Below are 26,917 nucleotides of genomic sequence, written 5' to 3'. Positions count from 1 at the left end.
TGCCGCATCGCCTGAACTGGCAATGACGGAACCGCCGTGCCCCTGCGAAGGCAGGGGCCTATCTCCTGCCCTCGCCTTTTCAACCGCCGGTTGCCCTGGAGACGCGCCTTTCGGGGGTGGGCCCCTGCCTTCGCAGGGGCACGGAATGCACAAAAAAGGGCCGGAGGATTTTTCCCCCGGCCCCTTCTGTGACTTTGCCGTTCGGCAAGTCGGCATGCGACCCCGGCCTTCGCCGGGGTGACGACCTGTTGGGGTCGTCAGAAGTCCATGCCGCCCATGCCGCCCATGCCGCCGCCGCCCATGGGCATGGCGGGCTTGTCGTCGGGCGTTTCGGCGATGCCGGCTTCGGTGGTGATCAAGAGACCGGCAACCGAGGCAGCGTCCTGAAGCGCGATGCGCACAACCTTGGTCGGGTCGATGACACCGGCCTTGACCAGGTCTTCATAGACGTCGGTCGAAGCGTTGAAGCCGAAGTTGCTGTCCTTCTGGTCGAACAGCTTGCCGGCGACGACGCCGCCGTCAAAGCCCGCGTTTTCGGCGATCTGACGAACCGGAGCCTGCAGCGCACGACGGATGATGTCGATGCCGCGGGTCTGGTCTTCGTTGATGCCCGACATGCCTTCGAGGGCCTTGGTGGCGTACAGAAGCGCCGTACCGCCGCCGGGAACGATGCCTTCTTCGACCGCAGCGCGGGTTGCGTGGAGGGCGTCGTCGACGCGATCCTTGCGTTCCTTCACTTCGACTTCCGACGCGCCGCCGACCTTGATCACGGCAACACCGCCGGCGAGCTTCGCCAGACGTTCCTGCAGCTTTTCCTTGTCGTAATCCGACGTGGTCGTTTCGATCTGCGCACGGATCTGTTCGACGCGGCCCTTGATCGTATCATGGTCGCCAGCACCATCGACGATGGTGGTGTTGTCCTTGTCGATCGTGACGCGCTTGGCCTGGCCGAGCATGTTCAGCGTGACCGACTCAAGCTTGATGCCCAGGTCTTCGCTGATCATTTCACCGGCGGTGAGGATCGCGATGTCCTGCAGCATCGCCTTGCGACGATCGCCGAAGCCCGGTGCCTTGACGGCCGCGACCTTCAGGCCGCCGCGCAGGCGGTTGACCACCAGCGTTGCGAGCGCTTCGCCTTCGATATCCTCGGCGATGATCAGCAGCGGACGGCCCGACTGCACCACGGCTTCGAGGATCGGAAGCATCGACTGGAGGTTCGACAGCTTCTTTTCGAAGATCAGGATGTACGGATCGGTCAGCTCGACGAGCATCTTTTCCGGGTTGGTGATGAAGTAGGGCGACAGGTAGCCGCGGTCGAACTGCATGCCTTCGACGACGTCGAGCTCGAAATCGAGACCCTTGGCTTCCTCGACGGTGATCACGCCTTCCTTGCCGACCTTTTCCATCGCTTCGGCAATCTTTTCGCCGACTTCGGTGTCGCCATTGGCCGAAATGATGCCGACCTGGGCGATTTCAGCCGTGCCCGAAACGGGCTTCGACTGTGCCTTGATCGTTTCGACGACCTTGGTGACCGCGAGGTCGATGCCGCGCTTCAGGTCCATCGGGTTCATGCCCGCGGCAACCGACTTCATGCCTTCGCGCACGATCGCCTGGGCGAGAACGGTCGCGGTGGTGGTGCCGTCGCCGGCCTTGTCGTTCGCCTTCGATGCGACTTCGCGCAGCATCTGGGCACCCATGTTTTCGAACTTGTCCTTGAGTTCGATTTCCTTGGCGACGGTGACGCCGTCCTTGGTGATGCGGGGCGCGCCGAAGCTCTTGTCGATCACGACGTTACGGCCCTTGGGACCGAGGGTCACCTTCACCGCGTCGGCGAGGGTGTCGACACCGCGGAGGATGCGTTCGCGCGCGTCGCGCGAGAATTTGACGTCTTTAGCAGCCATGTGCTTATTCCTTTCAAAGGCGCAGGAAACTGCGCAACTTCACTCGAGATCCGATCAAATCGCTCAGGCGATGACGCCGAGGATGTCCGATTCCTTCATGATCAACAGCTCTTCGCCGTCGACCTTGACTTCGGTGCCCGACCATTTGCCGAACAGGATGCGGTCGCCCGCCTTGACGTCGAGCGGGGTCACCTTGCCGTCATCGGCGCGGGTGCCGGTGCCGACGGAGACAACTTCGCCTTCCTGCGGCTTTTCCTTGGCGGTGTCGGGGATGATGATGCCGCCAGCCGTTTTTTCTTCGGCTTCGATACGGCGGACGAGCACTCGGTCGTGCAGCGGACGAAATTGCATGGATATCCCTCCAAAAATGCAAATGATGTCGTTTTAGCACTCACAGGTGGCGAGTGCTAACAGTCGGCCATATGGGTGGGAGTCAGATAGGCGTCAAGCACCGCGCTACAAGATTCGTGCGAAGTTTTTGCGTCAGGCCGGAAGTAGGCCGAGACGGCCGCGCATCCGCCACCGGATAATCAGCAATGCCGCGACGACGACGAGCCCGACAGCCAGGCCGATCCACACCCCGACTCCGGCGAGCGGCGTCCAGAAGCCGAGGTAGATTGCGGTGCCATAACCCGCGATCCAGTATCCGCAAATCGCTATGATCATCGGCGTGCGCGTGTCCTGCAATCCGCGCAGCACGCCCGCGGCGACCGCCTGCGCGCCGTCGAACAGCTGGAAGGCGGCGGCGACGACAAGGAACTGCATCGCAAAGCCGACCATCGCGGCGTTGCGCGCCGCATCGACGTCGACATAGATCGACAGCACCAGCGACGGGAACAGCCAGATCAGCAGCGCCATGAACCCCATGAAGCCGATGCCGAGCGCGAGCGACGCAAAACCCGCGTGGCCGATCGCGCGGTGATCGCGCGCGCCATAGGCGAGCCCGACGCGGATTGTCGCCGCCTGCGCGACTCCGAACGGGATCTGGAAGGTCAGCGCCGCAACCTGCAAGGCGATCGTGTGCCCCGCAAGCTCGGCCTCGCCGATCCGCCCCATCAGGAAGGCAGCGCCGGTGAACAGCCCCGCCTCGGCCAGGATCGTCAGGCTGATCGGCGTGCCGATGCGCAGCATATCGAAAAAGCGCGACCATTCGGGTCGCCACAAATTGCCGAACGGATGATAGCGGCGCAGCCGCCGGTCGGTCTGGATCACGACAACATAAGCGAGCAGCATCAGCACGCTCGTCGTCACGCTCGATATCGCCGAACCGTGCAGGCCCAGCGCGGGCATTCCGAGGTTGCCGAACACCAGCATCCAGTTGCCGAGCATGTTGACGAACAGTGCGCCAAAGGTGATCGCGGTCGCGATCGTCGGCCGCCCAAGCGCCGAGACGAAGATGCGCAGCACTGCCGCGGCGATCATCGGAAACAGGCCCCACATCAGGATCAGCAGGAAACCGGCTGCACGCGCCGAGGTTTCGGCCGGCTGGCCAGTGGCGATCATGATCGGACCGCCCGCGGCGCAAATGCCCATGAAGACCAGCGAAATCAACGCCGCGAGCCACAGTGCCATGCGCACGGTGCGCCGCACCTCGCGGACCGCATGCTTACGCCGGCCGAGTTCGGCCGCGATCAGCGGCGCCGACGCACCGATGAGGCCGGAGCCGGTCCAGAGCAACAGACCAAAGATGGCAACCCCGAGCGAGGAGGCCGCCAGCGCGGCATCACCGAGCCGCGCGACAAAAATCACGTCGATCGCATGAACGAGCATCTGGAGCAGGTTCGCCGCCGCGAGCGGCACGGCGAGCGCCAGCGTCGCGCGGAATTCCGTGCGAAGGTTCTGCGGGGGTTCCGCGGTCAAGGGGGCAGCCTGCTGCAACATAGCCGGCCCGGATAGGCGCGGGGATGTGGGGGTTCAATCCCGGGCGATGCTCAGCGGATTATTTGTCGGAAGGGGTGGCAGAAAGGCAACAGCGTTCTGCGGATTTGATCCTCCCTGTGGCGCAGCCATGGGGAAGGAAGGGCTGCAACGGCGGCGCCAATGCCCCTCCGCCAGTGCTCCGCGCTGCCATCTCCTCTTGCCTTCGGCACTGGGAGGATCGATCAGTTCACCCGCCCCACATCCCGACCATCTCGACCGCGAACGCAGCAAAGGTCAGCGTCAACCCAACGACGAACAGCCGGTACGCGTAGGCGAGATAGCGATATTTGCGCCGCGCGAGCACGACGCCATTTTGATAGGTGTCGCGCAGCATCGTCTCGTACAGATCTTCCTCGGTGCGCAGTCGCGCTTTCACTGCATCGATGAATTCGTCCTCGTCCATCTGCGCAAAGCGGCCGAAGAACAGGATATTGCTATGATCCTTGCCGTCCTTGTAGACGACTGGCGGCGCCTTGCCGACGCGCGGCAACACCGCCGACACCGCGAGCAACGCCGAAAGGAAGGAAAAGGTCGCAAGGATCGCGAGCGGCATCGCCAGCGCACCGCCACCCGCGCGCGCCTGCCCGATCGCCAGCGTGAAGACGACAAAGGTCGCGCCCATCAGGATCGACGCCTTTTGGTCGGCCATCTGCGACAATTGCATCGTGATCTGCTGGTTGGTGCGGACAAGATGCACCGCGTTCGGCGGGAAGGAAATCGCCGGCCGGTCCGCCGCTGCCTTTGTTTCTTCGCTGTCCATGACTTCGCCCCTGCCAGCGACCCGCCACAGCGATGCCATGAAGTCCCGCCAGCGGCAAGATGCTGCCCTGTTCCCGCCGCATTCGCTTGCCAATCGCAAGGCTTCGCGGCATGCCGCACGCAACTTTATTCCTTTATAGGACGCATCCCATGAGCACCGCCCTCACCGACCAGATTTACGGGCTGATCGCCCCTTTCAACAAGAAGGGCGTCGAACTGACCGATGCGACGACCTTTGCCGGCGACCTTGAATGGGACAGCCTGACGGTGATGGATTTCGTCGCCGAGGTCGAAGACACGTTCGACATCATCATCAGCATGAACATGCAGGCCGAAATCGAAACCGTCGGCCAGCTGGTCGCCGCGGTCGAGAAACTGCAGGGCTGACCGCGATGACCGACCTCTTTTCTAAATTCGATCCCCTGATCCAGCAGCGCGAACAACTGCTCGCGACCGGGGTCACCGATCCGTATAATCTGGTGATGGAAAAGGTGATCTCGCCGACCGTCGCGATCTGCAACGGGCGCGAGACGATCCTGCTCGGTACTTACAACTACATGGGCATGACCTTCGACGAGGATGTCATCGCCGCGGGCAAGGATGCGCTCGACAAATTCGGCAGCGGCACGACCGGCAGCCGCGTGCTCAACGGCACCTATCAGGGGCACAAGGAGTGCGAAGAGGCGCTCAAGGAATTTTACGCCATGGATCATGCCATGGTGTTCTCGACCGGCTATCAGGCGAATCTCGGTATCATTTCGACGATCGCGGGCAAGGGCGACTATGTCATCCTCGACATCGACAGCCATGCGTCGATCTATGACGGCTGCGCGATGGGCAATGCCGAAATCGTCGCCTTCCGCCACAATGACGTCGAGGCGCTCGAAAAGCGGTTGAAGCGCCTGCCTCCCGAAGCGGGCAAGCTGGTGGTGCTCGAGGGCGTCTATTCGATGCTCGGCGACGTCGCGCCGCTGAAGGAAATGATTCGCGTCTCGAAGGAAGCCGGCGCGATGGTTCTCGTCGACGAAGCGCATTCGATGGGTTTCATCGGCGAAAATGGCCGCGGCGTCGCCGAGGCGCAGGGCGTGCTGGACGACGTCGACTTCGTCATCGGCACGTTCAGCAAGAGCGTCGGCACCGTCGGCGGCTTCTGTGTGTCGAACCATCCGAAGTTCGAGATTTTGCGGCTCGTCTGCCGCCCGTACGTCTTCACCGCCTCGCTGCCCCCCAGCGTCGTCGCGACCGCGGCGACGAGCATCCGCAAGCTGATGCACGGGTCGAACAAGCGCGCGCACCTCTGGGAGAATTCGAAGGTTTTGCACAAGGGACTGCGTGATCTCGGCTTCCAACTCGGCACCGAGGAGCCGCAGTCGGCGATCATCGCGGTGATCATGCCCGACCTCGAAAAGGGCGCGATGATGTGGGAAGCGCTTTTGGAAGAAGGGCTTTACGTCAACCTCGCCCGTCCGCCCGCGACCCCCGCAGGCATGACCTTGCTGCGCTGTTCGCTATGCGCGGAGCACACGATCGAGCAGGTCGGCGAGATCCTCGGCCGGTTCGAACGTGCGGGCCAGCGCGTCGGGATTATCGGCTAAACCGAGCCCGCGCGCCGACCAGCGGATTCCTTTTCGGGGCGAGTTGAAGCGGTGTTAAGATAGCGGCGGCTTCGGCACTTTGCGGCGCCGCGCTTGTCCGGTAAGAGAAACGCGTGTTCGAGCGGGATGGCGATAGCGACAATGACGGCCGGCGGGAGCGTATTCGCTTCTGGTCGACGATCGTCCTCGGAGCGATCCTGACCGGTGTGGTCGGGGCGCTGCTCGTGCTGCTTGCGCGCGCCAACGACAATTATGATCGCTCGCTCGGCTGGCAGACGCAGAGCATGGAGGTCATTTCGCAGACGCGCTCGGTCGACGCCGCGATCGCGCGCGCGGAGGCTGCGCTCGGCCGCTTTGCGGTCGGGCTGCAGAAATCCGACGGGCGCGTCTATGAATATCAGTGGGCGCGCGCGCGGCAGTTTATGACGCAATTGCAACGCAACGTCCGCGACAACCCGAAACAGATGGCACTGGTCGAACAGCTGACGCACGAGATGGACATCCGCGGCGAGCAGCTCGGCGACGCCGCGCTCAGCGCCAACTATAACCAGACCGTCGCGGCCATCTCCAAATATTATGCCGCCGGGCAAGGTCAGGGGCTGAGCCAAATCGACAAGCTGCTGACGGCGATCATCGCCAACGAACGCACCTTGCTGCGCGAGCGGAACCGGATCGCGATCGCCGATCGCGCCAGTCTCAACCAGGCGATCCTGCTCTTCTCGCTGCTCGGCGCGGGCGCGGCGGTCATCGCGATCGGCACGACCTTCTCTTTGCTTCGCGCCGAAGGCGAACGGCGGCTCGCGCGGAGCGAACAGCTGTTCGAAAGCGACCGCGCGATGCAGCTCGAGGCGGCGGTCGAAGAAAGAACCGCCGAACTCGCACACGCGTACGACGCGCTGCGCAGCGAGATGATCGAGCGCGAAGCTGCCGAGGCCCAACTGCGCCAGGCCCAAAAGATGGAGGCGGTCGGCCAGCTGACCGGGGGCATCGCGCATGATTTCAACAATATGCTCGCGGTCGTCGTCGGCGGGCTCGAACTCGCGCAGCGCGCGCCCGAAAAGGCGTCGCGCCACCTCGCCAACGCGCTCGACGGCGCCAATCGCGCCGCCGACCTGACCCGTCGACTGCTGACCTTCGCCCGGTCGGAACCCGCACGGCCCGAGATGGTGACGGTCGACGATTGCATTGCGAGCTTCGCCGAGCTGATCGAACGTACGATCGGCGATCGCATCGCGCTGACTCTCGACCTGCAAGCCGCGGGCCGCACCTGCTGGCTCGACCGACAGCAATTCGAAAATGCGCTGCTCAACCTCGCGGTCAATGCGCGCGACGCGATGAACGGTCATGGATCGCTCACGATCCAGACGCTCGACGACGGCGACGGCAAGGCGCTCGCGGTGCAGGTGATCGACACCGGCTGCGGCATGTCGCCCGAAGTGCTCGATCGCGTCTTCGACCCCTTTTATACGACCAAGCCAGCGGGCCAGGGCACCGGGCTCGGCATGAGCCAGGTTTTCGCTTTCTGCCGCCAGTCGGGGGGCGAGGTTCAGATTGCGTCGACCGAAGGCGAAGGCACGAGCGTCGCGATGCTGCTGCCCGTGGCCACGTCGGGGATCGAAGCCGCAACCGATACAGCACCTGGCGACGTCGCGCACGCCGCATTGCCCAATCATTCGCTGAACATCCTGGTGGTCGAAGACGACCAGCGCGTCCTTGCCGCGACGGTCGAGGCGGTCGGCGAGCTTGGCCATACCGCGATCGCGTGCGGCAACCCGCTCGAAGCCGAAACGTTGGTCGAAGGACAGCTGAGCGAGGGACGGGGCGGTTTCGACCTGATTTTGACCGACGTGTTGATGCCCAAGCTCACCGGCCCCGAAATGATCGCACAGCTGAAACAGCGTTGGCCCGACCTGCCCGTGTTGTTCGTGACGGGCTATGCCGGCGATGCGAGCGAGATTGCCAGTTTCGGCGACCATGACGTGCTGCGCAAACCCTTCACCCTCGCCGCGCTCGACCAGGCGATCCGGCGGAGCGGCCACCCGCGGCCGACCGAAGGCCAGCGGCTCGCGAGCTAACGAATAGCGCCGCTCTTCATCAAACGCGGCACCAGCGTCAGCGCGGCGACAAGCGGCCAGCGCCGCTGCCACGGCTTGATCTCGATTTTCGTGCCCGCGTGGCGATTGATCTTCCACGCGAGATAATCGATCCCGCCCGCATAGGTCAGGCTGGCCTTGGCAAGCCGCGCGATGCTGAGCGCCTTGCCCTCCAGCCGCCGCCGCGCCCAGCCGCCAGCGCGCGCGTTGGCCGGGATCGCGGCGATTGCCGGGGCGCTGAACCGTTCGTAGCGGTCGGCGTCGGCATCGACCACCGACTGCGCGCGGCTCGTGCGTTCGGCGCGCAGCTCGACCGAATAAGTAAGTGAGAAGGCGCGGCGCCACCAGTCGAGCGGTGCTTCGCCGTCGACGCGGCCCGCCGCAGCGAGCAGCGTCGGCGCGGCGCGCGCCACCGCGGCGACAGCGCGATCGCGCGCCGTATCGTCGACCGCCCAGACTAGGCGCGACGGCTGCGCAAAGCGCGCCCATACCGACACGTTCCGCGTCTCGGCTCCGTTCAGCCGGTTGAAATCGGCTTCGCTAAGCACCGCATATTTGGCGATCAGCCCGTCGTGCTGGAACGGAAAGACGTTCGGAGGAATCAGCCGGTTTACGACCGCCATCCAGCGTTTGGGATAGGCATCGCTATACTCCGACACGATCAGGTAGAAATCGAGCATCAGCCCGTCGAGCTCGCTCTCGCGCAGACAGCTGCCATAAAACAGCACCGCGCGCGCGCTTCCCGGATATTGGGCCGCAATCGCCCGCGCCATCGAGGTAACGCGCGGATCGACCGGGGTCGCGAGTTCTTCGCGGACGAGTTCGGAAAGCGAGGACATGAAGAGCTCAGGCGGCGAGGCGCAGGAACGGAACCGGCTGCGTCGAGGTCAGGATGATCGGCATGCCGTGCTTGGCCTGGAAGATTTCGCCGTCGAGGATGACGTTCGACCGCTCGCCCTCGATACGGATTTCGTCGCCCTGCTGGAAATGCACGCCGTCGAGCGGCTTTTGTCCCAGCGTCCCGCGCCATGCCCCGCCCAACATGCGAAACATCGCCCCGACATTGCTGTCGGTGGCCAGCATCTTCATGTTCCCATTGGTGCCATGCGCTTCGCTGGTGCGGATGCTGAGCAGCAATTTCTCGAGCGTCGTGACGATCAGCAGCGAGAATTTTCCCTTGAACTCGCCCTGGCGGATCAGCGACACGGTCATCGTCTCGGGCTTGGGCGGCAGGCGGCCGCCGCCGATCCCGAAGATGATCGCGAACATGCCGAGGATCGCGGCAAGAAAGTGCGAAACTCCGTTCGGCAGGCCGAGCGGATAGATGCGATTGCGGCAATAGAGCATGACATCGGCGAGATAGGCGCCGCCGAGGAACATGCCGAGCACCGGCCGCTCTTCGCCGCCGCTGTCGAGCGAGATCAGCTGGCGCTGGATCACATGATCCTCCAGCCGGCCGGTTTCGACGAGTTCGAGCACGCGCTCCAGCGCCTTGATCGGATCGCCCTCGGCGCCAAGGTCGAGCGCGATCAAATTGGTCTTGCCGTTGGGAAGCACCGCGACCGGCGGCGGCGAACCGCCGAAGTGGCCGCCCGAGTAAATTTCGGTCAGCGCGGCCTGGACCGTGCCGTCGCCGCCGTTGATCACGACGACGCGCGGACCGACCATCGCCATCGTGCGGATGGCCTTTTCGATCTGGTCGACGTCCTCTACCTCATAGTGAAAGATATCGGGGTGCGCCGCGCAATATTCGCGAACCTGCGGCAACAACGAACGGTTGCCCGTCGAGCGTGGATTCGAAAGGAGTGCAACGCTGGCCATGTCCGTTACATATATTTCATCGAAATGGTGATCGTCCTGGGCGCGTCACCAACCGAAAAAGCCGTCTTCTTGTAGCTCGGCTTGCCGAGGTTGAAGATGTTGATGCTGGGATTGTTCGACATCCCGCCGCCATCCTTCGAGATATCGGTCTTGCCGTTGCCATCGACGTCGTGCCGCACCGCGATGCCATAAACGCCCGCTTCGGGCAGCGGCACGCAAACAGTCATCGACCCGGCGCGCGCCGGCACCTCGACGCGGGCGAGCCAACGCCCCTTGGTCAACCAGTCTGCCGCAGTGCCGCGATAGCTTTGCACGCGAATCTTGCCGGTCGACGCCTTGACGCCACTGATCTGAATCAGCGTCGACGGACCGCTTCTGCACTTGGACAGATCGTTCGAGATGACACGGCCTTCCGCCTGTGCCGTTGCCGCAAAACTCAGCAAAGCAACACCAAGCAGGGCCGATACAAATTTCGACATGACCTCAAATCCTCCAGAGGCTATAGCCATGGCGGCGAGCACGAAGTGCGCGCCGACACGGGTCCCTGTCGCCCTTGAAACGGCATATCGGGACCAACTGCGGCCAAAACATGGTGATGGGGCGACGAAAGATTGAATAAGCTGCCTGCCATCGACCGCTACATCGCGCGGCTCATCTTTTTCCCGATGCTCGGCACGCTCGTCCTGTCGGCGATGCTGCTCGTGCTCGAAAAAATGCTCCGCCTGTTCGACTTCGTCGCCACCGAGGGCGGCCCGGTCAGCGTCGTGTGGCGCATGCTCGCCAACCTGATCCCAGAATATCTATCGCTTGGCATCCCGATCGGATTGATGCTCGGGATTCTCCTTGCTTTCCGACGCCTTGCGACCTCGAGCGAGCTCGACGTGCTTAAGGGCGTGGGGATGAGCTTCGGGCGGTTGATGCGCGTGCCTTTTGCCTATGCGATCGCGCTCGCCGCGCTCAATCTGGCGATCGTCGGCTTTATCCAGCCCGTCGCGCGCTACGCCTATGAAGGGCTCCAGTTCGAACTGCGCTCGGGCGCGCTTGGCGCGTCGATCAAGGTCGGCGAATTCACGAAATTGGGCGACCGCATGACGCTCCGGATCGAGGAAAGCTATAACGACGGGCGATCCTTGCGCGGAATTTTCGTGCGCGGCGAGCAGAAGGACGGCCAGCGCGTGTCGGCGACCGCGGCGCGCGGGCAGTTCCTTGCCACCGACGATCCGAACACGATCATCCTCAGGCTATCGCAGGGCGTGCTGATCCATGAATCGCCCAAATTCGCTGTGCCTCGCGTGCTGACCTTCGACAATCATGACCTGCCGATCCCGCTGCCCAAGATCGAGGCGTTCCGCCTGCGCGGCGGCGCCGACCGCGAAATGACGATCCCCGAACTGTTCGTGGCGGGCAAGGACAAGAACCAGTCGGTGCAGACACGGCTCGAATCGCGCGCCAATTTCCACTTCCGCATCGTCGAAGTGATGTCGATGTTCCTGATCCCGCTGATCGCGATCGCGCTCGCGATCCCGCCCAAGAGATCGACCTCGTCGCTCGGCGTCTTCCTGTCGATTGTCCTGCTGGTGACGCAGCACAAGATCAACCAATATGCAGAAGATATGGGCGCGCGCGGCGTAGTCGACCCGTTCATCGCCCTGTGGGTGCCCTATCTGCTGTTCGCCGCGCTGGCGATCTGGATGTATTATGTCGTCGCGCATGTCCCCGGCGGCCAGCCGATCGGCGCGCTCGAGCGCGTCGCGGCCAAGGCGGCGGCGAAGATTCGCGCGATGCTGACGATGTTCCAGCGCAAGCCGCGGCTGGTGGAGAGCCCGACCTAAATGCACCAACTCCACTTTTTCCCGTCGCGCACGATGGCGCTCTATGTCGGCCGCCTCTTCCTCGTCCGCTCCTTCTCGATCCTGTTCGCGCTCGTGCTAATCCTCCAGACGCTGGACCTGCTCGGCGAAAGCGGCAAGATCCTCGGCGTCGCGGGCAACAGCGACGCGGACGTATGGCGCTATGTCGGGATGCGACTGCCGCAGATCGTCGAGACCTTCCTGCCCTTTTCGGTGCTGCTCGGCACGATCCTCACGCTGATCACGCTCAACCAGAACAGCGAGGTCGTCGCGATGAAGGCGGCGGGCATGTCGGCGCATCAGGTGCTCGCGCCTTTGTTCTTAGCCGCCTTGCTCGTCGCGGGGATCAGCTTTGCGTTCAACGAACGCATCGTCACACGCTCGACCGCGGCGCTAAGCGCCTGGCAGAAGGTCGAGTATAAAAAGGTCCCCCGGGACAGCGGTATCCGCACGAACATCTGGGTCCGCGACGGCGACGACCTGATCAACGCAGCGACGGTCGATACGAGTGGTCCGGTGATCACCCTCGGCTATGTGACGATCTATGAGCGAACCGGCGGCGTGCTGTCGTCGATGCTGACCGCCGACAGTGCGCGCGCGCTGCCGGCCGGCGGTTGGGAACTGACGGGTGCGAAGCGCTTCATGCGCCGGTCGGGCACGCTCGAACCGCTCGGCACGATCGTCGCGGCGAAGAATGTGCGTCCCGACCAGTTCACGCTGGCGCAGGTCGACGGCGACGAACTGCCCTTCCTGAAACTCAAGGCCGCAATCGCCGATCTCGAAGCGGCCGGCCGGCCGGTCGACGCGCTGAAGGGCGTGCTGTGGCACAAGATTTCGGGGCCTTTGTCCTCGATCCTGATGCCGCTTTTGGGCGCGGTCGCGGCGTTCGGCCTTGCGCGTTCGGGCAAGCTCTTCATCCGCGCGATCCTCGGCATGGGGCTCGGCTTTGCCTATTTCGTCGCCGACAATTTCGCGCTCGCGATGGGCGATCTCGGCGCCTATTCGCCCTTCCTCGCGGCGTGGGGGCCGTTCATATTGTTTGCGCTGATCGGCGAGATGATTTTGATTAGGACCGAGGAATAGGGCGTGTCCGGATCGCGCAAGCCGATCGTAAACTTCGCTCAAGCTGCGGTGTTGGCGTCCGGCCTTATACTTACATCATGTGGTGATCCCCCGACTCCGAACGCAACCCATTGGCGAATTGCCGTCAGCGGGAGCTCATCGTGCCTCGGTGATTTAACAAAAGAAATAGCGACGGCGCGAATAGGGGTCGCACGCTTTCCTGAATGGAAAGGCGGCCAGGGCGTCATGGAATTTGGCCCCATTCCCAAGGGCAGAGTCAAAGATTTGGATGCCATCGTTCGCGCATCGGGATGCGCAGCGGTAACAGGAAAACGCCCAAGCTGCTCTACCGATCACTCCGACGTTAGCGCCTGCTAGTCGCCGGAGGGAGTTCGCCGCAGGGCGACCTTGCCCTATTTCAGGCCGCAGTACCCCGCGCAGATCCCGCAACCAGATTCATCACCAGCTTCGGCAGGCTGTCGTAATTCGCGCCATGATATTGTGAGTCCGCGGGCAGCACGTCCTTCAGCCGACGGTGCGCTTCGCCGAGCGCATGATAGGGCACGCCCGGCAGCAAATGGTGCAGCGCGTGATAGCGCAGGCCGACCGGCGCCCACAATTCGGGCAGCAGCCCCGGCGGCGGGACGTTGACGCTGTCGAGGAACTGGCCGGTCACGGTCAGCACCGCGCCGTCATTTTCCCACAGATGCGCCACCAAGGTGCGAATCTGATTGAGCACCAAAGTCGCGGCGGCAATCGCGCCAAAAATGACCAGCGCGCGCAGCGGAACCCAGCCGAAGACGCCCGCAGCGATCAGCAGGCTCGACCACGCCCACGCGCCGCCTTCCTGCCATGCCCATTGGCGGCGGAACTCGCCCTCGGGCGGCTTGCGGCGGAACAGCGGGTTGATGATCATCCCCGAATAGCGTTCGACGACGATTCGGCGCAGCGGCGGGATCAGGAAGGACAGCGGGGTCAGCACCGCATAGCGGAACAGCAACGCGATTGGCGCGAACGCCGCGGCGACCACGAACAGCGGCACCGTGTACGGCTTCATCAGCGCGAGCGGCAGATATTCGGGATCCTCGACCGTGCCATATTTGGTGCGATTGTGGTGCAGGCTGTGGATCCCCTCATACATGAACGACGGGATCAGCATCGGCACGCCGACGAGGATATTCCACGCAAGGCGAAAGCCCGGCAGCGCATTTTTGCGGATATGCGTGAGCTCGTGGATGAAACTGCCCGCGCGATAGAGCGCGACGACCGAAATCACTGCGGCAACAAGCATCCACGCCGTCGACGGCGCAAGGATCGCCGCCGCGATGCCGGCATAGCCGATGAAGGCCGAAGCCAGCATATCGGTCCAATAGATGCGCGCCGACGGCTGCACGAGATCGCGCGTCAGCTCCGAAGCCGCGCGGATCATCGCCATGTCGTCGGTTATCGCCGACTTGGGGACCTTCGTTGCCGACTTCACGAACGGAGTCGCGATCCGATCGGCGGGGGGATTGATCGTCGTCATAGCGGGTGTCTTCACCATCATTTCATGGCAGCAAAATGGCCGAATGCGGGTCGCCAGCGCCATTTCTATGCCCTAATGCGTCGCCAATAATATAGGACACCCCTGTCAGGAAACCAGTATGAGCGGACATTCGGACGGCCAGATCACCATCCACCCGGTCAAGAACAAGAATGATTTGCGCGAGTTCGTCGAGCTCGCCTTCCGCCTCAATCGCGGCGACCCCGCATGGGTGCCGCCGCTGAAGGGCGAGGTGTACGGCCTGCTGACCCCCGGCAAAAACCCGTGGTTCGAACATGGCAAGGCGCAATTCTTCCTCGCGCGCCGCGACGGCCGGACGATCGGGCGCATCTCGGCGCATATCGACGCGCTCGCGCTCGCGCAGCCCGCCGAACAGGGCATGGGGCCGGGCACCGGCAACTGGGGCCTGCTCGAAGCCGAAGACGAAGGCGCTGCGCAGGCGCTGCTTGTCGCCGCCGAGGATTGGCTCCGCACGCAGGGCATGAAACGCTCATTGGGCCCGCTGTCGATTTCGATCTGGGACGAACCCGGCCTGCTGATCGAGGGTTTCGACAACCGACCGACGGTGATGATGGGGCACAACAGCCCGCTTTATCGCGGCTGGGTCGAGGGCGCCGGCTACCAGCCGGTCAAGCAGCTGCTGAATTACGACGTCGCGATCGACGACGGTTTTCCGCCGATCGTCAACCGCATCGTAGCGGCAGGCGAAAAAAATGCGCGCATCCGCATCCGCAAGGTCGACAAGCGCCGCTTCGACGCCGAGGCAAAGCTCATCATGGGGCTGCTCAACGATGCATGGTCGGACAATTGGGGCTTTGTCCCGCTGACCGACAGCGAAATTGCCTATGTCGGCAAGAAGCTGAAGGACATTGTGTTCGAGGATCTGATCCGCGTCGCAGAGCTCGACGGCGAGCCGGTCGCCTTCATGATCGTGCTGCCGAACATCAATCAGTTGCTGATCGACATGGACGGATCGCTGCTGCCCTTCAACTGGGCGCGGCTGCTCTGGTGGCTGCGCAAACCGCAGAGCCATATCCTGCGTGTCCCGTTGATGGGCGTCGCCAAGAAATTGCAGAACAGCCGCATGGCGAGCACCCTCGCCTTCATGATGATCGAATATATCCGCCGCGACGCGGTGCGCGATTATGGCACCAAGCGCGGCGATATCGGCTGGGTGCTCGACGACAATCAGGGAATGAACGCGGTCGCCGAGGCGATCGGAGCCGAAGTCAACCGCGTGTACCAGATTTACGACAAATTGCTCTGACTTCGGGACAGCTTTGCGACAAATGACGGCCATCGTGCGTATGGGGCATGGAAAGGCTTTGTCATGGCAGTCCAGTATCTTGCCGCCAACCGCTTCGGCCTCGGCCGCAGGTTCGACGATCCGGTGATCGATGACCCGAAAGGCTGGCTGACGCGGCAGCTTGGCGATTATGATCCCGCGCCCGCCATAATCGCGGCGCTCGCCGGGCGCGAGGCGATTGCCGCCGCCTATGTCGAATATCAGGACGAACGGCGGACGATGCGCCGCGAGGCTGCCGCGATGAGCGACGAGGAAAAGGCGATGGAGCCCGAAATGCGGCGGCTGTCGCGGTCGGCGATTCGACGGCATTATGTCGATGCGAGCGCCGCGCGCCTGTCCGCCGCGGTTGCGACGCCGACCCCCTTCCCCGAACGCCTCGTCCATTTCTGGGCCAATCATTTCGCAGTATCGGCCGACAAGCAGACGGTGATCGGTTTCGCCGGCAATTATGAGAATGAGGCGATCCGGCCGCATATCATGGGCAAATTTTCCGACCTGCTTGTAGCCGCGGTGCGCCATCCCGCGATGCTGCTCTATCTCGACCAGGCGCAGAGCTTTGGTCCCGACAGCCCTTTTGCGACGCGCGTGCGCAATCGAGGCAAACGGCAAGCGCCGGGGCTCAACGAGAATCTCGCGCGCGAGATAATGGAGCTGCACACTTTGGGCGTCCGCACCGGTTACACGCAAGCGGACGTGACTAGCTTTGCCAAGGCGCTCACCGGCCTTACTGTCGCCGGGCTCGGACTCGGCGCGGGCCAGCGGCTCATGCCTGCCGACGCTCGCGCCGGTGCAACGGTATTCATCGAGCGCTTGCATGAACCCGGCGCGCAAACGATCCTTGGCAGACGTTACGACCAGCCGGGCGAACGCCAGGCCGACGCGGTGCTGCGCGACCTCGCCATCCATCCGGCGACCGCAAAACATATAGCGGGCAAGCTCGCGCGCCATTTCACCGGCGACACGCCGCCCGCCCCGCTCGTGGACCGGCTCGCGGCCGATTTCTTGAAGACCGGCGGCGACCTCCCCTCGCTCTATCGCACCCTCGTCGCCTCGCCCGAGCCATGGGCAACGACGCCTACGATGTTCAAATCGCCATGGGACTGGACCGTGTCGATGCTGCGCGCGCTCAAGGTCCCCGCGTTTGGCGAAAAACAGAATATCGCCGCGATGTTCACCCAGCTCGGCCAGCCGCTTTGGCGGCCGGGATCGCCCGCGGGCTATGACGACAAGGTCGCGACTTGGGCCGGGTCGGCGGCGCTGATGCAGCGCGTCGAACTCGCCAGCCGCGTCGCGGGGCGGATCGGCGATCGCGCCGACGCGCGCCAGCTCGCGCCGCTCGTTCTTGCCGACGCGCTCACCCCCGACACGGCGCAAGCGATCGCGGGCGCCGACAGTCCGGGCCAAGGCATAGCGATGCTTTTCGCCAGCCCGACCTTTTTGCGGAGATAGACGATGATCCTCTCACGCCGCTCGATCATCCTGTCAGGGATCACCGTCGCCGCCGCGGGCGCCCTCCCCGGCTTTGCTTATGCCGCGGCAGGCACGCCAAAGCGGCTCGTCTTCATCATCCAGCGCGGCGCCGCTGACGGTTTGGGGATCGTCGCGCCGACCGGCGATCCGGCCTTTGCCGCCGCCCGCCGCGCGATGGCCGACGAAACCGCCGGCGGCGCCAAGCTCGACGGCATGTTCACACTGCATCCGGCAATGGCGGCCACCGCGGGTCTCTACATCGGCAAGCAAGCGCATTTCGCTCATGCCGTTGCCACCGCCTATCGCGACCGCTCGCATTTCGACGGACAGAATATGCTCGAGGGTGGCGGGTCGCGTCCTTATGGGCGCGACACGGGCTGGGTCGGGCGGCTGCTGACCCTGCTCCCCGCCGCCGAGCGCGATGCGATCGCCATCGCCCCCGCAGTGCCGCTCGCGCTGCGCGGGACGGTGCAGGTCGGCACCTATGCGCCGAGCCGCCTGCCGCAGGCCGACGCCGACCTGATCGCGCGGCTTACCGCGATGTATGCCGACGATCCCCTGCTTCACCCGCTGTGGGGCAGCGCGGTGAAGACGCAGGAGCTGGCGAGCGATATCGGCGGTGACAACGGCCGCAACGGCGCCGAGCTCGGCAAGCTCGCCGCGTCGCTGATGGTACCCACCGATGGCGCGCGCGTGATGATGGTCGAAACCGGCGGCTGGGACACGCACAGCGGCCAGCGCGGTCGGCTGGCGGCGCAATTGCGCGGACTCGATCAGCTGATCAGCGCGTTGCAGACTGGGCTCGGTCCGGCGTGGACCGACACGCTGGTTCTCGTCGCGACTGAATTCGGCCGCACCGTCGAGGTCAACGGCACCGGCGGCACCGACCATGGCACCGCATCGACCGCGATGCTGCTCGGCGGCGGGCTGGAGGCGGGCGGCAAGGTTTCGGCCGACTGGCCCGGCTTATCGCCGACGGCGCGTTACGAAGGCCGCGACCTCAAACCGACCCGCAACCTCGAAAGCGTGATCGCGACGGCGGTCGCGCATCATTACGCGCTCGACCCGAAGCGGGTGATGGCGACGCTGTACCCGGACGCCTAGTCGAGAATCGCCCAGGTCGGCGCATGGTCGCTCGCCTTTTCGCGGCCGCGATGATCCTTGTCGACGCCGGCATCGACCAGCCGGTCGGCGAGCGCGGGGCTGAGCAGCAGGTGATCGATGCGAAAGCCATGATCGCGCTGCCACCCCCCCGCCTGATAGTCCCAGAAGGTCCAGACGCCGCCCGCGGGATGGCGGCTGCGGACCGCATCGGTCCAGCCGTCGCCGAGCAGGCGGAACCAAGCATCGCGCGATTCGGGCCGCATCAGCGCGTCGGTCGCCATGACGCGCGGGTCCCACACATCGTCGTCGTGCGGGATGACGTTATAATCGCCCGTCAGGATCGTCGGGATTTCGCTCGCGAGCAAAAATTTAGCGCGCTCGCGCAGCCGTGACATCCAGCGCAGCTTGTAATCGAATTTCGGCCCCGGCTGCGGGTTGCCGTTGGGAAGATAGATACAGCCGACGCGCAGGCCGTGGACATCAGCCTCCAGATAACGCGACTGCTCATCCTCGGTTTCGCCCGCCAGCCCACGTTGGATTTCGACCGGCTGCGTGCCCTTCGCTAGGATCGCGACCCCGTTGAAGCCCTTTTGCCCATGATAGAGGAAGCCATATCCCGCTGCCTCGATCTCCTTCGTCGGCATCGTCTCGTCGCTCGATTTCAGTTCCTGCAGGCAGGCGACATCGGGCTGCGTTTCCTCGAGCCATTCGACGAGGCGCGGCAAACGGGCCTTGATCCCGTTGATATTGAAGGTCGCGATTTTCATCGGCTCGCTATGCCAGCAAGCGCCCCGCTGGGGAAGGCGTCAGATCGAGAAGCTCGATCCGCAGCCGCAGCCCGAAGCCGCATTGGGATTCTCGACCTTGAACGACGATCCGCCGAGCGAATCGACGAAATCGACGATGCAGCCGCGCACGAGGTCGATGCTGATCGGATCGACGACCAGCTTTACCCCATCGGTTTCGGTGACGATGTCGTCGGCATCGATGCCTTCGGCGAGGCCGAAGCGATAGGTGAAGCCCGAACAGCCGCCACCATCGACCGCGAGGCGCAGCGCGGCCTCCGCCTCGCCCTTGCGGTCGGCGATCCAGCGGACGCGCGCCGCAGCGGCGGGCGACAGGGTGATTTCGGAAAGCTGCGTGGCCATGATCGCTAGATAGGCACCTTATGCTCAAATAAAAAGGGCGCCTCGACGGTGACCCGCCTGGCGCCCCTCCTCTCCGACCCAGGAAAGTTCGTTATTCGGGACCGCCCATCGCGACATTCTTGCCGGTGATGGCGGCGATCGCCATCTGGTCCGAGCGAACGAACGGCATCGGGTTTACCGGTGCGCCTTCGATGCGGACTTCATAATGGAGGTGGTTGCCGGTCGAACGGCCGGTCGAGCCGACATAACCGAGGATGTCGCCCTTTTTGACCGACTGGCCGGGGGTGACGACATAGGAAGACATATGGCCGTAGCGCGTCTGGATGGCGTTGCCATGCTCGACTTCGACATAATTGCCGTAACCGCCAAGGCGCTGGGCACGGCCGACGATGCCGTCGGCGGTCGCGTAAATCGGGGTACCGCGCGGTGCGGGAATGTCGATGCCGTTATGGCGCGCGACCTTACCGGTGACCGGGTGGACGCGCATGCCGTAGGACGACGACAGCGACATCTGGTCGATCGGGCGGCGCGAGGGCACCGCAACGCCGATCGAGGCGGTCAGGCCGGTATCAAGGCGCTTCCATGCCTGGAAAATCGCGCGGGCTTCGCTGTCCTCGCTTGCCGAGGGAACGCCAGCGGTGAAGCTGTCGTCATCGGGCTCGTCGGGAACGGTGATGCCAGCGTCGGCACTGGTGTCGGCAGCGTGGGCGGCCGGTGTGGCCAGTCCGAAACATGCTGCCGCGCAGATTATTGCGGCTTGGTGCAACTTCTGCGCCAGAAAAGTGTTAATCAAAACAACGACCCCGCATTTGCCATGTCGTCAAAGTCCGGAAATGGGCCTTGGCGCTGGTGTTTCTAGGTTTGGATGATTGCTCATCCCCCGCGGAAGCCTGTGTGCTGCCCCAATCCTTACGAAGCAATAACGGCGTAGAATTCTTGCGTTAAACCGGCGTCGTGGCGCGCCGAGTCGTTGAACGGAGGCTTCAAACTGCCCCGAAACCGCGATTTTACTAGGGCCTGCCACGTTTCGACGACGTTGAATCCCATTTCATCGCACTTTTGCCGGAACCAGACTGTGCCCGCAGTCACATGGCGAATTTCATCGTTGTAAATACGCGATAAAATATTCGCCGACGCCTCGTCGCCGACCGCACGGAAGCGTTCGACCGTTGCTGGCGTGACGTCGAGCCCGCGCGCCTCGAGCACCATCGGCACGATCGCAAGCCGTGCGAGCACGTCATCCGCCGTGTCCTGCGCCGATTCCCACAATCCGGCGTGCGCGGGAAGCGCGCCATAATGGCTGCCGAGCTGGCGCAAACGGCGGTCGAGCAGGGCGAAATGCATCGCCTCATCGGCGGCGACCCCGATCCAGTCGTCGACGAACGCACGCGGAAAGTCGCCGCCGAAGCGGCCTATCAGGTCCACAGCGAGGTCGATCGCGACGAATTCGATATGCGCGAGCGCGTGGAGCAGCGCGACACGGCCGCGTTCGGATCCGCCCTTACCGCGCCTTGGCATCCGGTTTGGCGCAAGCAGTTCGGGCTTGGCGGGCCACGCCGGCTGATCGGGCATCGCCACATCGCAGCGATGCGCAAGTCTCCCTTGCCGCCACGCGCGCGCCATGCTGCGCGCCGCACGACGCTTGTCGTGCGGGTCCGGCGTCAGCAGGACCGCGCGCGCGGCTTCACCCAAGCTCAGCATGTCAGAGGGCTTTTGCCGCCTCCAGCACGGCGTCGGCATGGCCCTTCACGCGCACCTTGCGCCACTCTTTCGCGAGCTTGCCGTCGGCGCCGAACAGGAAGGTCGATCGCTCGATCCCCATATAGGTGCGGCCGTAATTCTGCTTTTCGACCCACGTCCCGAAGGCTTCGCACACCGCGCCATCCTCGTCGGAGGCAAGGCGGACGGTCAGGCCATATTTGTCGCGGAACTTGCAGAGTTTCGCGGGCGCATCGCGCGAGACGGCCAGGACCTGCGCATTCAGTTTTGCAAATTCGGGCGCGAGGCGGGTGAAATCCTGCGCTTCGGTCGTACAGCCCGGCGTATCAGCTTTCGGATAGAAATAGACCACCAGAGGTGCACTTTTCAGCGCGGCAAGGTCGATCGCCGCGCCATCGGCGTCGAGGAATTGCACCGCGGGAATTGCATCGCCGATTTGGGGACCGCTCATTTTCCATTCTCCTGTCCGGGACGAATCGACGCCCACCAGTTCGCGATCTCCTGCCGCGCTGCGTCGTGCGCGGCAAGCAGTTGCGACCAGCCGGGCTCGCCACACTGGCTCGCGACCAGTTGGCGGGCGGCGGCCGTCGGTGGCTCGCCCTCGGGCGCGGTCAGGCGCAGCATCACGAGCATCCGCGCGAGCAGGCCATGCGCTTCAACCACCTCGGGCGGGACGAGCCCCGCCGCCTTCATGCAGCCGAGCGCCGCCGCGATATTCGGGTCGTGGCACTGGCCGCTGACGAGCTGCGTCACCTGCATCGCGAATTCGAGGTCGACGAGCCCACCCGGCCCGCCCTTTATGTCGAGCGCACCGCTTGCCGGTTTGTGCGCTGCGATCTTGCTCCGCATCTCCGCCGCGTCGGCCGCGAGTTTCGCCGGATCGCGCGGGATCTTGAGCAGATCGTCGATGATGCCCTGCACCTCCGCCTTTGCCGCGTCCGAGCCATAGACGGGCCGCGCACGGAGCAGCGCCATATGTTCCCACGTCCACGCTTCCTCGCGCTGATAACGCTCGAAGCTATCGACCGTCACCACCAGCGGGCCCTGCGCGCCTTGCGGCCTGAGCCGGGTATCGACGTCGTACAGCTTGCCCGCCGCGGTCGGCACCGACATCGCGCCGGTCACGCGCTGCGCAAGGCGGTTGTAATAAGTCGTTGCGCCGAGCGGGCGCGGCCCGTCGGATTCGGCGAGATGGTCGCCGGTGAAGAGATAGATGAGGTCGAGGTCCGACGCGTGCGTCAGCGCCCTGCCCCCGAGCCGCCCGAGCGCGAGGACGACGAGTTCGCTGTCGGGGACGCGCCCGTGCGCGGCGACGAATTCGGCGACCGTCGCATCGGCAAGCACCTGCAGCGCCGCCTCTGCCAGTTCCGAATAGCCGCATGCGATCGCCAGCGGGTCGGTCGCCCCCGCGACCAGCTGTGCGCCATAGGCGAAGCGCCGTTCGCCGACATGGTCGCGCACCCGGTCGAGCAACCGCTCATAATCGAGCGCCGCGAGCCCCGGCGCCCATTCGGCCGCCAGTTGTTCCTTGGTCGCGGGTGCATCGAACGCGCGCTGGTCGATCAGCCCCTCGATCAGCTGGGCGCGCGTACCGAGCGCATCCGCCAGCGTCGGCGCGAGCGACAATATCCGCGTCGCAATCCGCGCCAGGGCCGGCTGCGCGCCGAGCAGGTGGAAGAAATTGATCGCGCTCGGCAGCCCTGCCACCAGCTTGTCGAAGCGCACCAGCGTCGCTTGCGGATCGGGCGCCGCACCCAGCGCCTTGACCAGTTCGGGCAGCATCGTTTCGAGCGCATCGAGCGCCGCCGGGCTGCGCAGCGCGCGCAGCTTGCCACCGCGCCATTCGGCGATCGTGCGCAGCGCGGCACCCGGCGGATCGAATCCCGCCGCGATCAATTGCGCCGCCAGACTGTCCTCATCGCGCGGCAGGCCAGTCGTCGCCGCGCGCTCGGCGACGAGCCGGTCATAACAGCTGCCGACGTCCGCCACGACGGGTTCGAGCATCGCGAGCAGCGCCGTGCCGTTGGCCTCGCCGTCGAGGCGCGCGACGCAATCGAGCGCCGCCGCCTGCGTGGGCAGGCAATGCGTCTGCTGGTCCTCGATCATCTGAAGCCGGTGTTCGATGCGGCGCAGCGTCGCATAATGACCCGAGAGGCGGTCGGCATCGTCCGCCTCGATCCGCCCCGCCACCGCGAGCGCCGCGAGCGCGTCGACCGTCGCGGGAACACGCAGCGACGGATCGCGCCCGCCATAGATCAGCTGGTGGACCTGCGCGAAAAACTCGATCTCGCGAATGCCGCCGCGCCCGCGCTTGAGGTCGAAGCCCGGCCCGAACGCCTGCCCCTGCGCGAAATGGTCGCGGATGCGGTCGCTCATCGCCCCGATTTCCTTGAGCTGGCGAAAATCGAGGCTGCGGCGCCAGATGAAGGGCTGAATCGCCGAAAGGAAGTGCTCGCCGAGCGCGCGGTCGCCCGCCGATGCGCGGCTGCGGATGAAGGCCGCCTGCTCCCATGCCAGCGCCTCGGACTCATAATAGGAGATCGCCGCCTCGACGGGCAGAACGATCGGCGTCACCTCGGGATGCGGGCGGAGGCGGAGGTCCACGCGCAGCACATGGCCGTCGCCCGTGCGCGCCGACAATATTTCGGTCATCCGCCGCGCAATCCGCACCGCCGCCTCGCCCGGATCGTCGCGCGACCGGCGCGGCAAGGTTTCGGGATCGAAAATCAGGATCGGGTCGATGTCCGACGAGTAGTTGAGTTCGTGGCTACCGAGCTTGCCGAGCGCGATCACCGAAAGGCCGCGCGGTTTTTCATCGGGCACGCGTTCGGCGAAGGCCGCGGCGAGCGCGGCATCGCACGCCTGATCGGCGAAATCCGACAGCAGCCGCGTCGTCGTCGCCACATCATGCTCGCCCGACAGGTCGCCGAGCGCGAGCAGCAGCGCCATCCGCCCGCGCCATTGGCGCAGCGTCCGCATGATATCGTCGCTCACCGGCGGCGCGCTGACCTCTGCCAACGCCGCATTGGTTCCTTCGCTCAGATAGCGCGCGACGTCGTCGGGATTAAGCTCGGCAAGCCGCGCAAGAAAGGGCGCATGCGCGGTAAGCCGGTCGAGCGCCGACTGGCGGCTGGAAGCGTCCATAAGTGTCATCGAATGGCGCTATCGCCCGGCGCTAACATGCTCGCAACCCCCTGCCTCGTCATTGCGAGCGAAGCGAAGCAATCCCGAGCGGTTTACGCCACTCTGGATGCCGCGTCGCCTTTGGCTCATCATAATGACGATAAGGCTAATTCAGGCCGGGATCGTGCTTTCGTCGAAGAACAGCACCTGCGAGATCGCCGCGCGCAGCGTCGCGGGCTGGTACGGCTTGGTGAGCAGGAAGGCCGGCTCGGGCCGGTCGCCGGTCAGCAGCCGTTCGGGGAAAGCGGTGATGAAGATCACCGGCACCTTCAGGTCGGTCAGGATCTCCTGCACCGCCTCGATCCCCGAGCTATTGTCGGCGAGCTGGATGTCGGCGAGCACGAGGCCCGGCTGATGCTTCTGCGCTTCGTCGACCGCCTCGCGGTGTGTCGTCGCGACGCCGACGACGTCATGACCGAGCTCGCGCACGATCATTTCGATGTCCATTGCGATAATCGGCTCATCTTCGATGATCAGGATGCGCGCGCGCGTCTGGCGGTCGATCTCGTCGGTCGCGTCCGAAATCAGCGCGCGCACCGCCTCGACATCGCGGCCGATGATCCGCCCGGTGTCTTCGAAGCTGAAACCCTCGACCGAGGTGAGCAGCAACGCCTGCCGTGCAAGCGATGGAATGCGGCGAAGACGGGCATCGGCAATCGCGATATCGGTGAGCGCCGCGTCACCGTTCGCGGCCGCCTGTTCGGCCATCAGGCCGAAATTGTCGTGCACCATCCGGTAAAGCTGGATGCGCAGATCTCCGCCCGTGTCGACCGCACCTGGGTTCGCGACCAGCGTTTCGAGCAGCCGCGCAACCAGCGCATCGCCGCTTTGCTGGCTTCCGGAAATGGACCGGCCATAACGCCGCAAATAGGGAAGATGCGGCGCAACCGACTGACCCAATGACATATTTTACCTCCTGATAAGCCGCATGATTTTTGGCGAACGAGTCCGGAAAAGGGACAAACGCCCGCGCCTCCCCGTCACCATCCGATATATTTCAACGTTTGGGAACGATTTAGCCGCAAAATAGTTTCATCGCGAAGGAACAAACACGCATTGCTCTTTGGTGTATGCGCGGTTAGCAAAAGGCCCCATGTACAGCGGATACCTTGATAATGTCGTCTAAAACCGGTTCGCCACGCAGCGAGGCCTCCGGAAAGGACGCGGATAAAAAAGCTTCTCCCAAGGGGCAGGACGTCAACGGCGCCCTGCGCCGCGCCTATGAATCCACCGTGGACGAGACGATTCCGCAGTCGCTGCTCGATTTGCTGAGCAAGCTCGACTGAGTCAGCGCTTGTAGCGCGCCTCGAAATCGCGCTGAAATACCGCGAACGTCCCGGCGCCGATCGCATCGCGCATCCCCTGCATCAGATCCTGATAGAAATGCAGATTATGCTGCGTCATCAGCATCGCGCCCAGCATTTCGCCCGAACGGACGAGGTGGTGCAGATAGGCGCGCGACCAGGTCGTGCAGACGGGGCAGTGGCAATCGGCGTCGAGCGGCGCCTCATCCTCGGCGAATTTCGCGTTGCGAATATTGAGCGGACCGTCGCGGGTGAACGCCTGACCGTTACGTCCCGACCGCGTCGGCAGCACGCAATCGAACATGTCGACTCCGCGCGCGACCGCACCGACCAGATCGTCGGGCTTGCCGACCCCCATCAGGTATCGCGGCTTGTCGGCAGGAAGCTGCGCGGGTGCATAGTCGAGCACGCCGAACATCGCTTCCTGTCCCTCACCCACCGCGAGCCCGCCGATCGCATAGCCGTCAAAGCCGATATCGGTCAGCGCCGCGGCCGAGCGTCCGCGCAGTGTCTCGTCGAGCGAACCCTGCTGGATACCGAACAGCGCCGAACGCTCCGCATGCTCCTCGCCCGTATCGAATCCCGCGCGGCTGCGCGCCGCCCAGCGCATCGAACGCTCCATGCTCGCCTCGGCGCGCTTGGCATCGACACCGTTCGGCGGGCATTCGTCGAATGCCATCACGATGTCGCTGCCGAGCAGGCGCTGGATTTCCATCGAGCGTTCGGGGGTCAACATGTGCCGCGAGCCGTCAAGGTGGCTCTGGAACGCGACGCCCTCTTCGCTCTGCTTGGTCAGCGCCGACAGGCTCATCACCTGATAGCCGCCGCTGTCGGTCAGGATCGGCCGGTCCCAGCCCATAAATTTGTGAAGGCCGCCCAGCCGCGCCATGCGCTCGGCGGTCGGGCGCAGCATCAGATGATAGGTGTTGCCAAGGATGATGTCGGCGCCGGTGGCGCGGACCTCGGCGGGGCGCATCGCCTTAACCGTCGCCGCGGTGCCGACGGGCATGAAGGCGGGGGTGCGGATCTCGCCGCGCTGCATCCGGATTACGCCGGTGCGCGCGGCGCCGTCGGCCGCGGCGATTGAAAAAGCGAATCTTGTCATCGCGCGCGCCTATGCAGAGGAGTGCGCCAAAAGT

25 protein-coding genes are annotated in these 26,917 nt (G+C 64.4%); 9 read left to right on the top strand and 16 right to left on the bottom strand.

Going from position 1 to position 26,917, the window contains the following annotated elements:
- Window positions 1–257: 257 nt before the first annotated feature.
- The 4 genes from groL to SKP52_RS03620 all read right to left on the bottom strand — a co-directional run bounded on the left by groL (window position 258) and on the right by SKP52_RS03620 (window position 4,581).
- Window positions 258–1,901, bottom strand: coding sequence for a chaperonin GroEL (gene groL, locus SKP52_RS03635; protein ID WP_039571862.1), 1,644 nt, complete (start codon window positions 1,899–1,901; stop codon window positions 258–260).
- A 63-nt stretch (window positions 1,902–1,964) separates the two neighbouring features.
- A complete protein-coding gene (gene groES, locus SKP52_RS03630) occupies window positions 1,965–2,252 on the bottom strand; it encodes a co-chaperone GroES (protein ID WP_037514464.1) in 288 nt (95 codons plus the stop codon).
- A gap of 132 nt (window positions 2,253–2,384) precedes the next feature.
- Entirely contained in the window at window positions 2,385–3,782 is a 1,398-nt protein-coding gene (locus tag SKP52_RS03625) for an MATE family efflux transporter (protein ID WP_052207767.1), read from the bottom strand.
- Between the two features lie 226 nt (window positions 3,783–4,008).
- Window positions 4,009–4,581 (bottom strand): Pycsar system effector family protein, encoded by a 573-nt coding sequence (locus SKP52_RS03620; RefSeq protein WP_052208839.1) that lies wholly within the window; start codon window positions 4,579–4,581, stop codon window positions 4,009–4,011.
- A gap of 149 nt (window positions 4,582–4,730) precedes the next feature.
- Here SKP52_RS03620 and SKP52_RS03615 point away from each other — a divergent pair, with 149 nt between their 5' ends.
- From SKP52_RS03615 to SKP52_RS03605, 3 genes are all read left to right on the top strand, one after another.
- Entirely contained in the window at window positions 4,731–4,967 is a 237-nt protein-coding gene (locus SKP52_RS03615; protein WP_039571860.1) for an acyl carrier protein, read from the top strand.
- A 5-nt stretch (window positions 4,968–4,972) separates the two neighbouring features.
- Window positions 4,973–6,175, top strand: coding sequence for a serine palmitoyltransferase (gene spt, locus SKP52_RS03610; protein ID WP_037514466.1), 1,203 nt, complete (start codon window positions 4,973–4,975; stop codon window positions 6,173–6,175).
- A 113-nt stretch (window positions 6,176–6,288) separates the two neighbouring features.
- Window positions 6,289–8,250 (top strand): ATP-binding protein, encoded by a 1,962-nt coding sequence (locus SKP52_RS03605; RefSeq protein ID WP_052207765.1) that lies wholly within the window; start codon window positions 6,289–6,291, stop codon window positions 8,248–8,250.
- Here the strand turns inward: SKP52_RS03605 and SKP52_RS03600 are convergent.
- From SKP52_RS03600 to SKP52_RS03590, 3 genes are read right to left on the bottom strand one after another with little or no spacing between them, the layout of a single operon-like run.
- The gene (locus SKP52_RS03600) at window positions 8,247–9,107 is read right to left on the bottom strand and encodes a hypothetical protein (RefSeq protein ID WP_039571856.1); all 861 of its coding nucleotides are present in this window, start codon (window positions 9,105–9,107) and stop codon (window positions 8,247–8,249) included. The two genes, SKP52_RS03605 and SKP52_RS03600, sit on opposite strands and share 4 nt — an antisense overlap.
- Window positions 9,108–9,114: 7 nt before the next feature.
- On the bottom strand, window positions 9,115–10,089 hold the full coding sequence (locus tag SKP52_RS03595) for a diacylglycerol/lipid kinase family protein (RefSeq protein WP_039571854.1): 975 nt from the start codon (window positions 10,087–10,089) through the stop codon (window positions 9,115–9,117).
- Between the two features lie 5 nt (window positions 10,090–10,094).
- On the bottom strand, window positions 10,095–10,568 hold the full coding sequence (locus SKP52_RS03590; protein WP_039571851.1) for a DUF2141 domain-containing protein: 474 nt from the start codon (window positions 10,566–10,568) through the stop codon (window positions 10,095–10,097).
- Between the two features lie 186 nt (window positions 10,569–10,754).
- Here SKP52_RS03590 and lptF point away from each other — a divergent pair, with 186 nt between their 5' ends.
- Window positions 10,755–11,921 (top strand): LPS export ABC transporter permease LptF, encoded by a 1,167-nt coding sequence (gene lptF, locus SKP52_RS03585; RefSeq protein ID WP_052208837.1) that lies wholly within the window; start codon window positions 10,755–10,757, stop codon window positions 11,919–11,921.
- Entirely contained in the window at window positions 11,922–13,022 is a 1,101-nt protein-coding gene (gene lptG, locus SKP52_RS03580; RefSeq protein ID WP_039571849.1) for an LPS export ABC transporter permease LptG, read from the top strand.
- 397 nt (window positions 13,023–13,419) lie between these two features.
- Here lptG and SKP52_RS03575 read toward each other — a convergent pair whose 3' ends face one another.
- Entirely contained in the window at window positions 13,420–14,526 is a 1,107-nt protein-coding gene (locus tag SKP52_RS03575) for a fatty acid desaturase family protein (protein ID WP_039571847.1), read from the bottom strand.
- A 118-nt stretch (window positions 14,527–14,644) separates the two neighbouring features.
- Between SKP52_RS03575 and SKP52_RS03570 the strand changes: the two genes are divergently transcribed.
- The 3 genes from SKP52_RS03570 (at window position 14,645) to SKP52_RS03560 (ending at window position 18,424) form a co-directional block, all read left to right on the top strand.
- The gene (locus tag SKP52_RS03570) at window positions 14,645–15,811 is read left to right on the top strand and encodes a hypothetical protein (protein WP_039571845.1); all 1,167 of its coding nucleotides are present in this window, start codon (window positions 14,645–14,647) and stop codon (window positions 15,809–15,811) included.
- 63 nt (window positions 15,812–15,874) lie between these two features.
- Window positions 15,875–17,299: a DUF1800 domain-containing protein gene (locus tag SKP52_RS03565; protein ID WP_039571842.1), complete on the top strand. Its 1,425-nt coding sequence runs from the start codon at window positions 15,875–15,877 to the stop codon at window positions 17,297–17,299.
- 3 nt (window positions 17,300–17,302) lie between these two features.
- Window positions 17,303–18,424 (top strand): DUF1501 domain-containing protein, encoded by a 1,122-nt coding sequence (locus SKP52_RS03560; protein WP_039571838.1) that lies wholly within the window; start codon window positions 17,303–17,305, stop codon window positions 18,422–18,424.
- Here SKP52_RS03560 and xth read toward each other — a convergent pair.
- The 7 genes from xth to SKP52_RS03525 form a co-directional block, all read right to left on the bottom strand.
- Window positions 18,421–19,191, bottom strand: a complete 771-nt coding sequence (xth, locus tag SKP52_RS03555; protein ID WP_039571835.1) for an exodeoxyribonuclease III — start codon at window positions 19,189–19,191, stop codon at window positions 18,421–18,423. The two genes, SKP52_RS03560 and xth, sit on opposite strands and share 4 nt — an antisense overlap.
- 39 nt (window positions 19,192–19,230) lie before the next feature.
- Window positions 19,231–19,572 (bottom strand): iron-sulfur cluster insertion protein ErpA, encoded by a 342-nt coding sequence (erpA, locus tag SKP52_RS03550; RefSeq protein WP_039571832.1) that lies wholly within the window; start codon window positions 19,570–19,572, stop codon window positions 19,231–19,233.
- Window positions 19,573–19,663: 91 nt separating this feature from the next.
- Window positions 19,664–20,365 carry a M23 family metallopeptidase gene (locus tag SKP52_RS03545; RefSeq protein ID WP_039571831.1) on the bottom strand — a complete coding sequence of 234 codons (702 nt, stop codon included), beginning with the start codon at window positions 20,363–20,365 and terminating at the stop codon, window positions 19,664–19,666.
- 116 nt (window positions 20,366–20,481) lie between these two features.
- Complete coding sequence (locus tag SKP52_RS03540) at window positions 20,482–21,273, bottom strand: ferritin-like domain-containing protein (protein WP_039571828.1); 792 nt, start codon at window positions 21,271–21,273, stop codon at window positions 20,482–20,484.
- 1 nt (window position 21,274) lies between these two features.
- Window positions 21,275–21,742 carry a peroxiredoxin gene (locus tag SKP52_RS03535; RefSeq protein WP_039571827.1) on the bottom strand — a complete coding sequence of 156 codons (468 nt, stop codon included), beginning with the start codon at window positions 21,740–21,742 and terminating at the stop codon, window positions 21,275–21,277.
- Window positions 21,739–24,444, bottom strand: coding sequence for a bifunctional [glutamine synthetase] adenylyltransferase/[glutamine synthetase]-adenylyl-L-tyrosine phosphorylase (locus tag SKP52_RS03530; RefSeq protein WP_039571824.1), 2,706 nt, complete (start codon window positions 24,442–24,444; stop codon window positions 21,739–21,741). The genes SKP52_RS03535 and SKP52_RS03530 overlap by 4 nt, the downstream gene beginning before the upstream one ends.
- A gap of 141 nt (window positions 24,445–24,585) precedes the next feature.
- Window positions 24,586–25,380: a response regulator gene (locus tag SKP52_RS03525; protein WP_039571821.1), complete on the bottom strand. Its 795-nt coding sequence runs from the start codon at window positions 25,378–25,380 to the stop codon at window positions 24,586–24,588.
- 209 nt (window positions 25,381–25,589) lie between these two features.
- On the opposite strand from SKP52_RS03525, the gene SKP52_RS26460 reads away from it, so the two are divergent.
- Complete coding sequence (locus tag SKP52_RS26460; RefSeq protein ID WP_160292360.1) at window positions 25,590–25,760, top strand: NepR family anti-sigma factor; 171 nt, start codon at window positions 25,590–25,592, stop codon at window positions 25,758–25,760.
- Between the two features lies 1 nt (window position 25,761).
- On the opposite strand, the gene tgt is transcribed toward SKP52_RS26460, so the two are convergent.
- The gene (gene tgt, locus SKP52_RS03520) at window positions 25,762–26,883 is read right to left on the bottom strand and encodes a tRNA guanosine(34) transglycosylase Tgt (protein ID WP_039571819.1); all 1,122 of its coding nucleotides are present in this window, start codon (window positions 26,881–26,883) and stop codon (window positions 25,762–25,764) included.
- Window positions 26,884–26,917: the final 34 nt, after the last annotated feature.

It is taken from the genome of Sphingopyxis fribergensis, from assembly GCF_000803645.1.
Classification (GTDB): Bacteria; Pseudomonadota; Alphaproteobacteria; order Sphingomonadales; family Sphingomonadaceae; genus Sphingopyxis; species Sphingopyxis fribergensis.
Note: the sequence above shows the minus strand (reverse complement) of the source record. Positions and strands in the feature narration are given on the sequence as shown.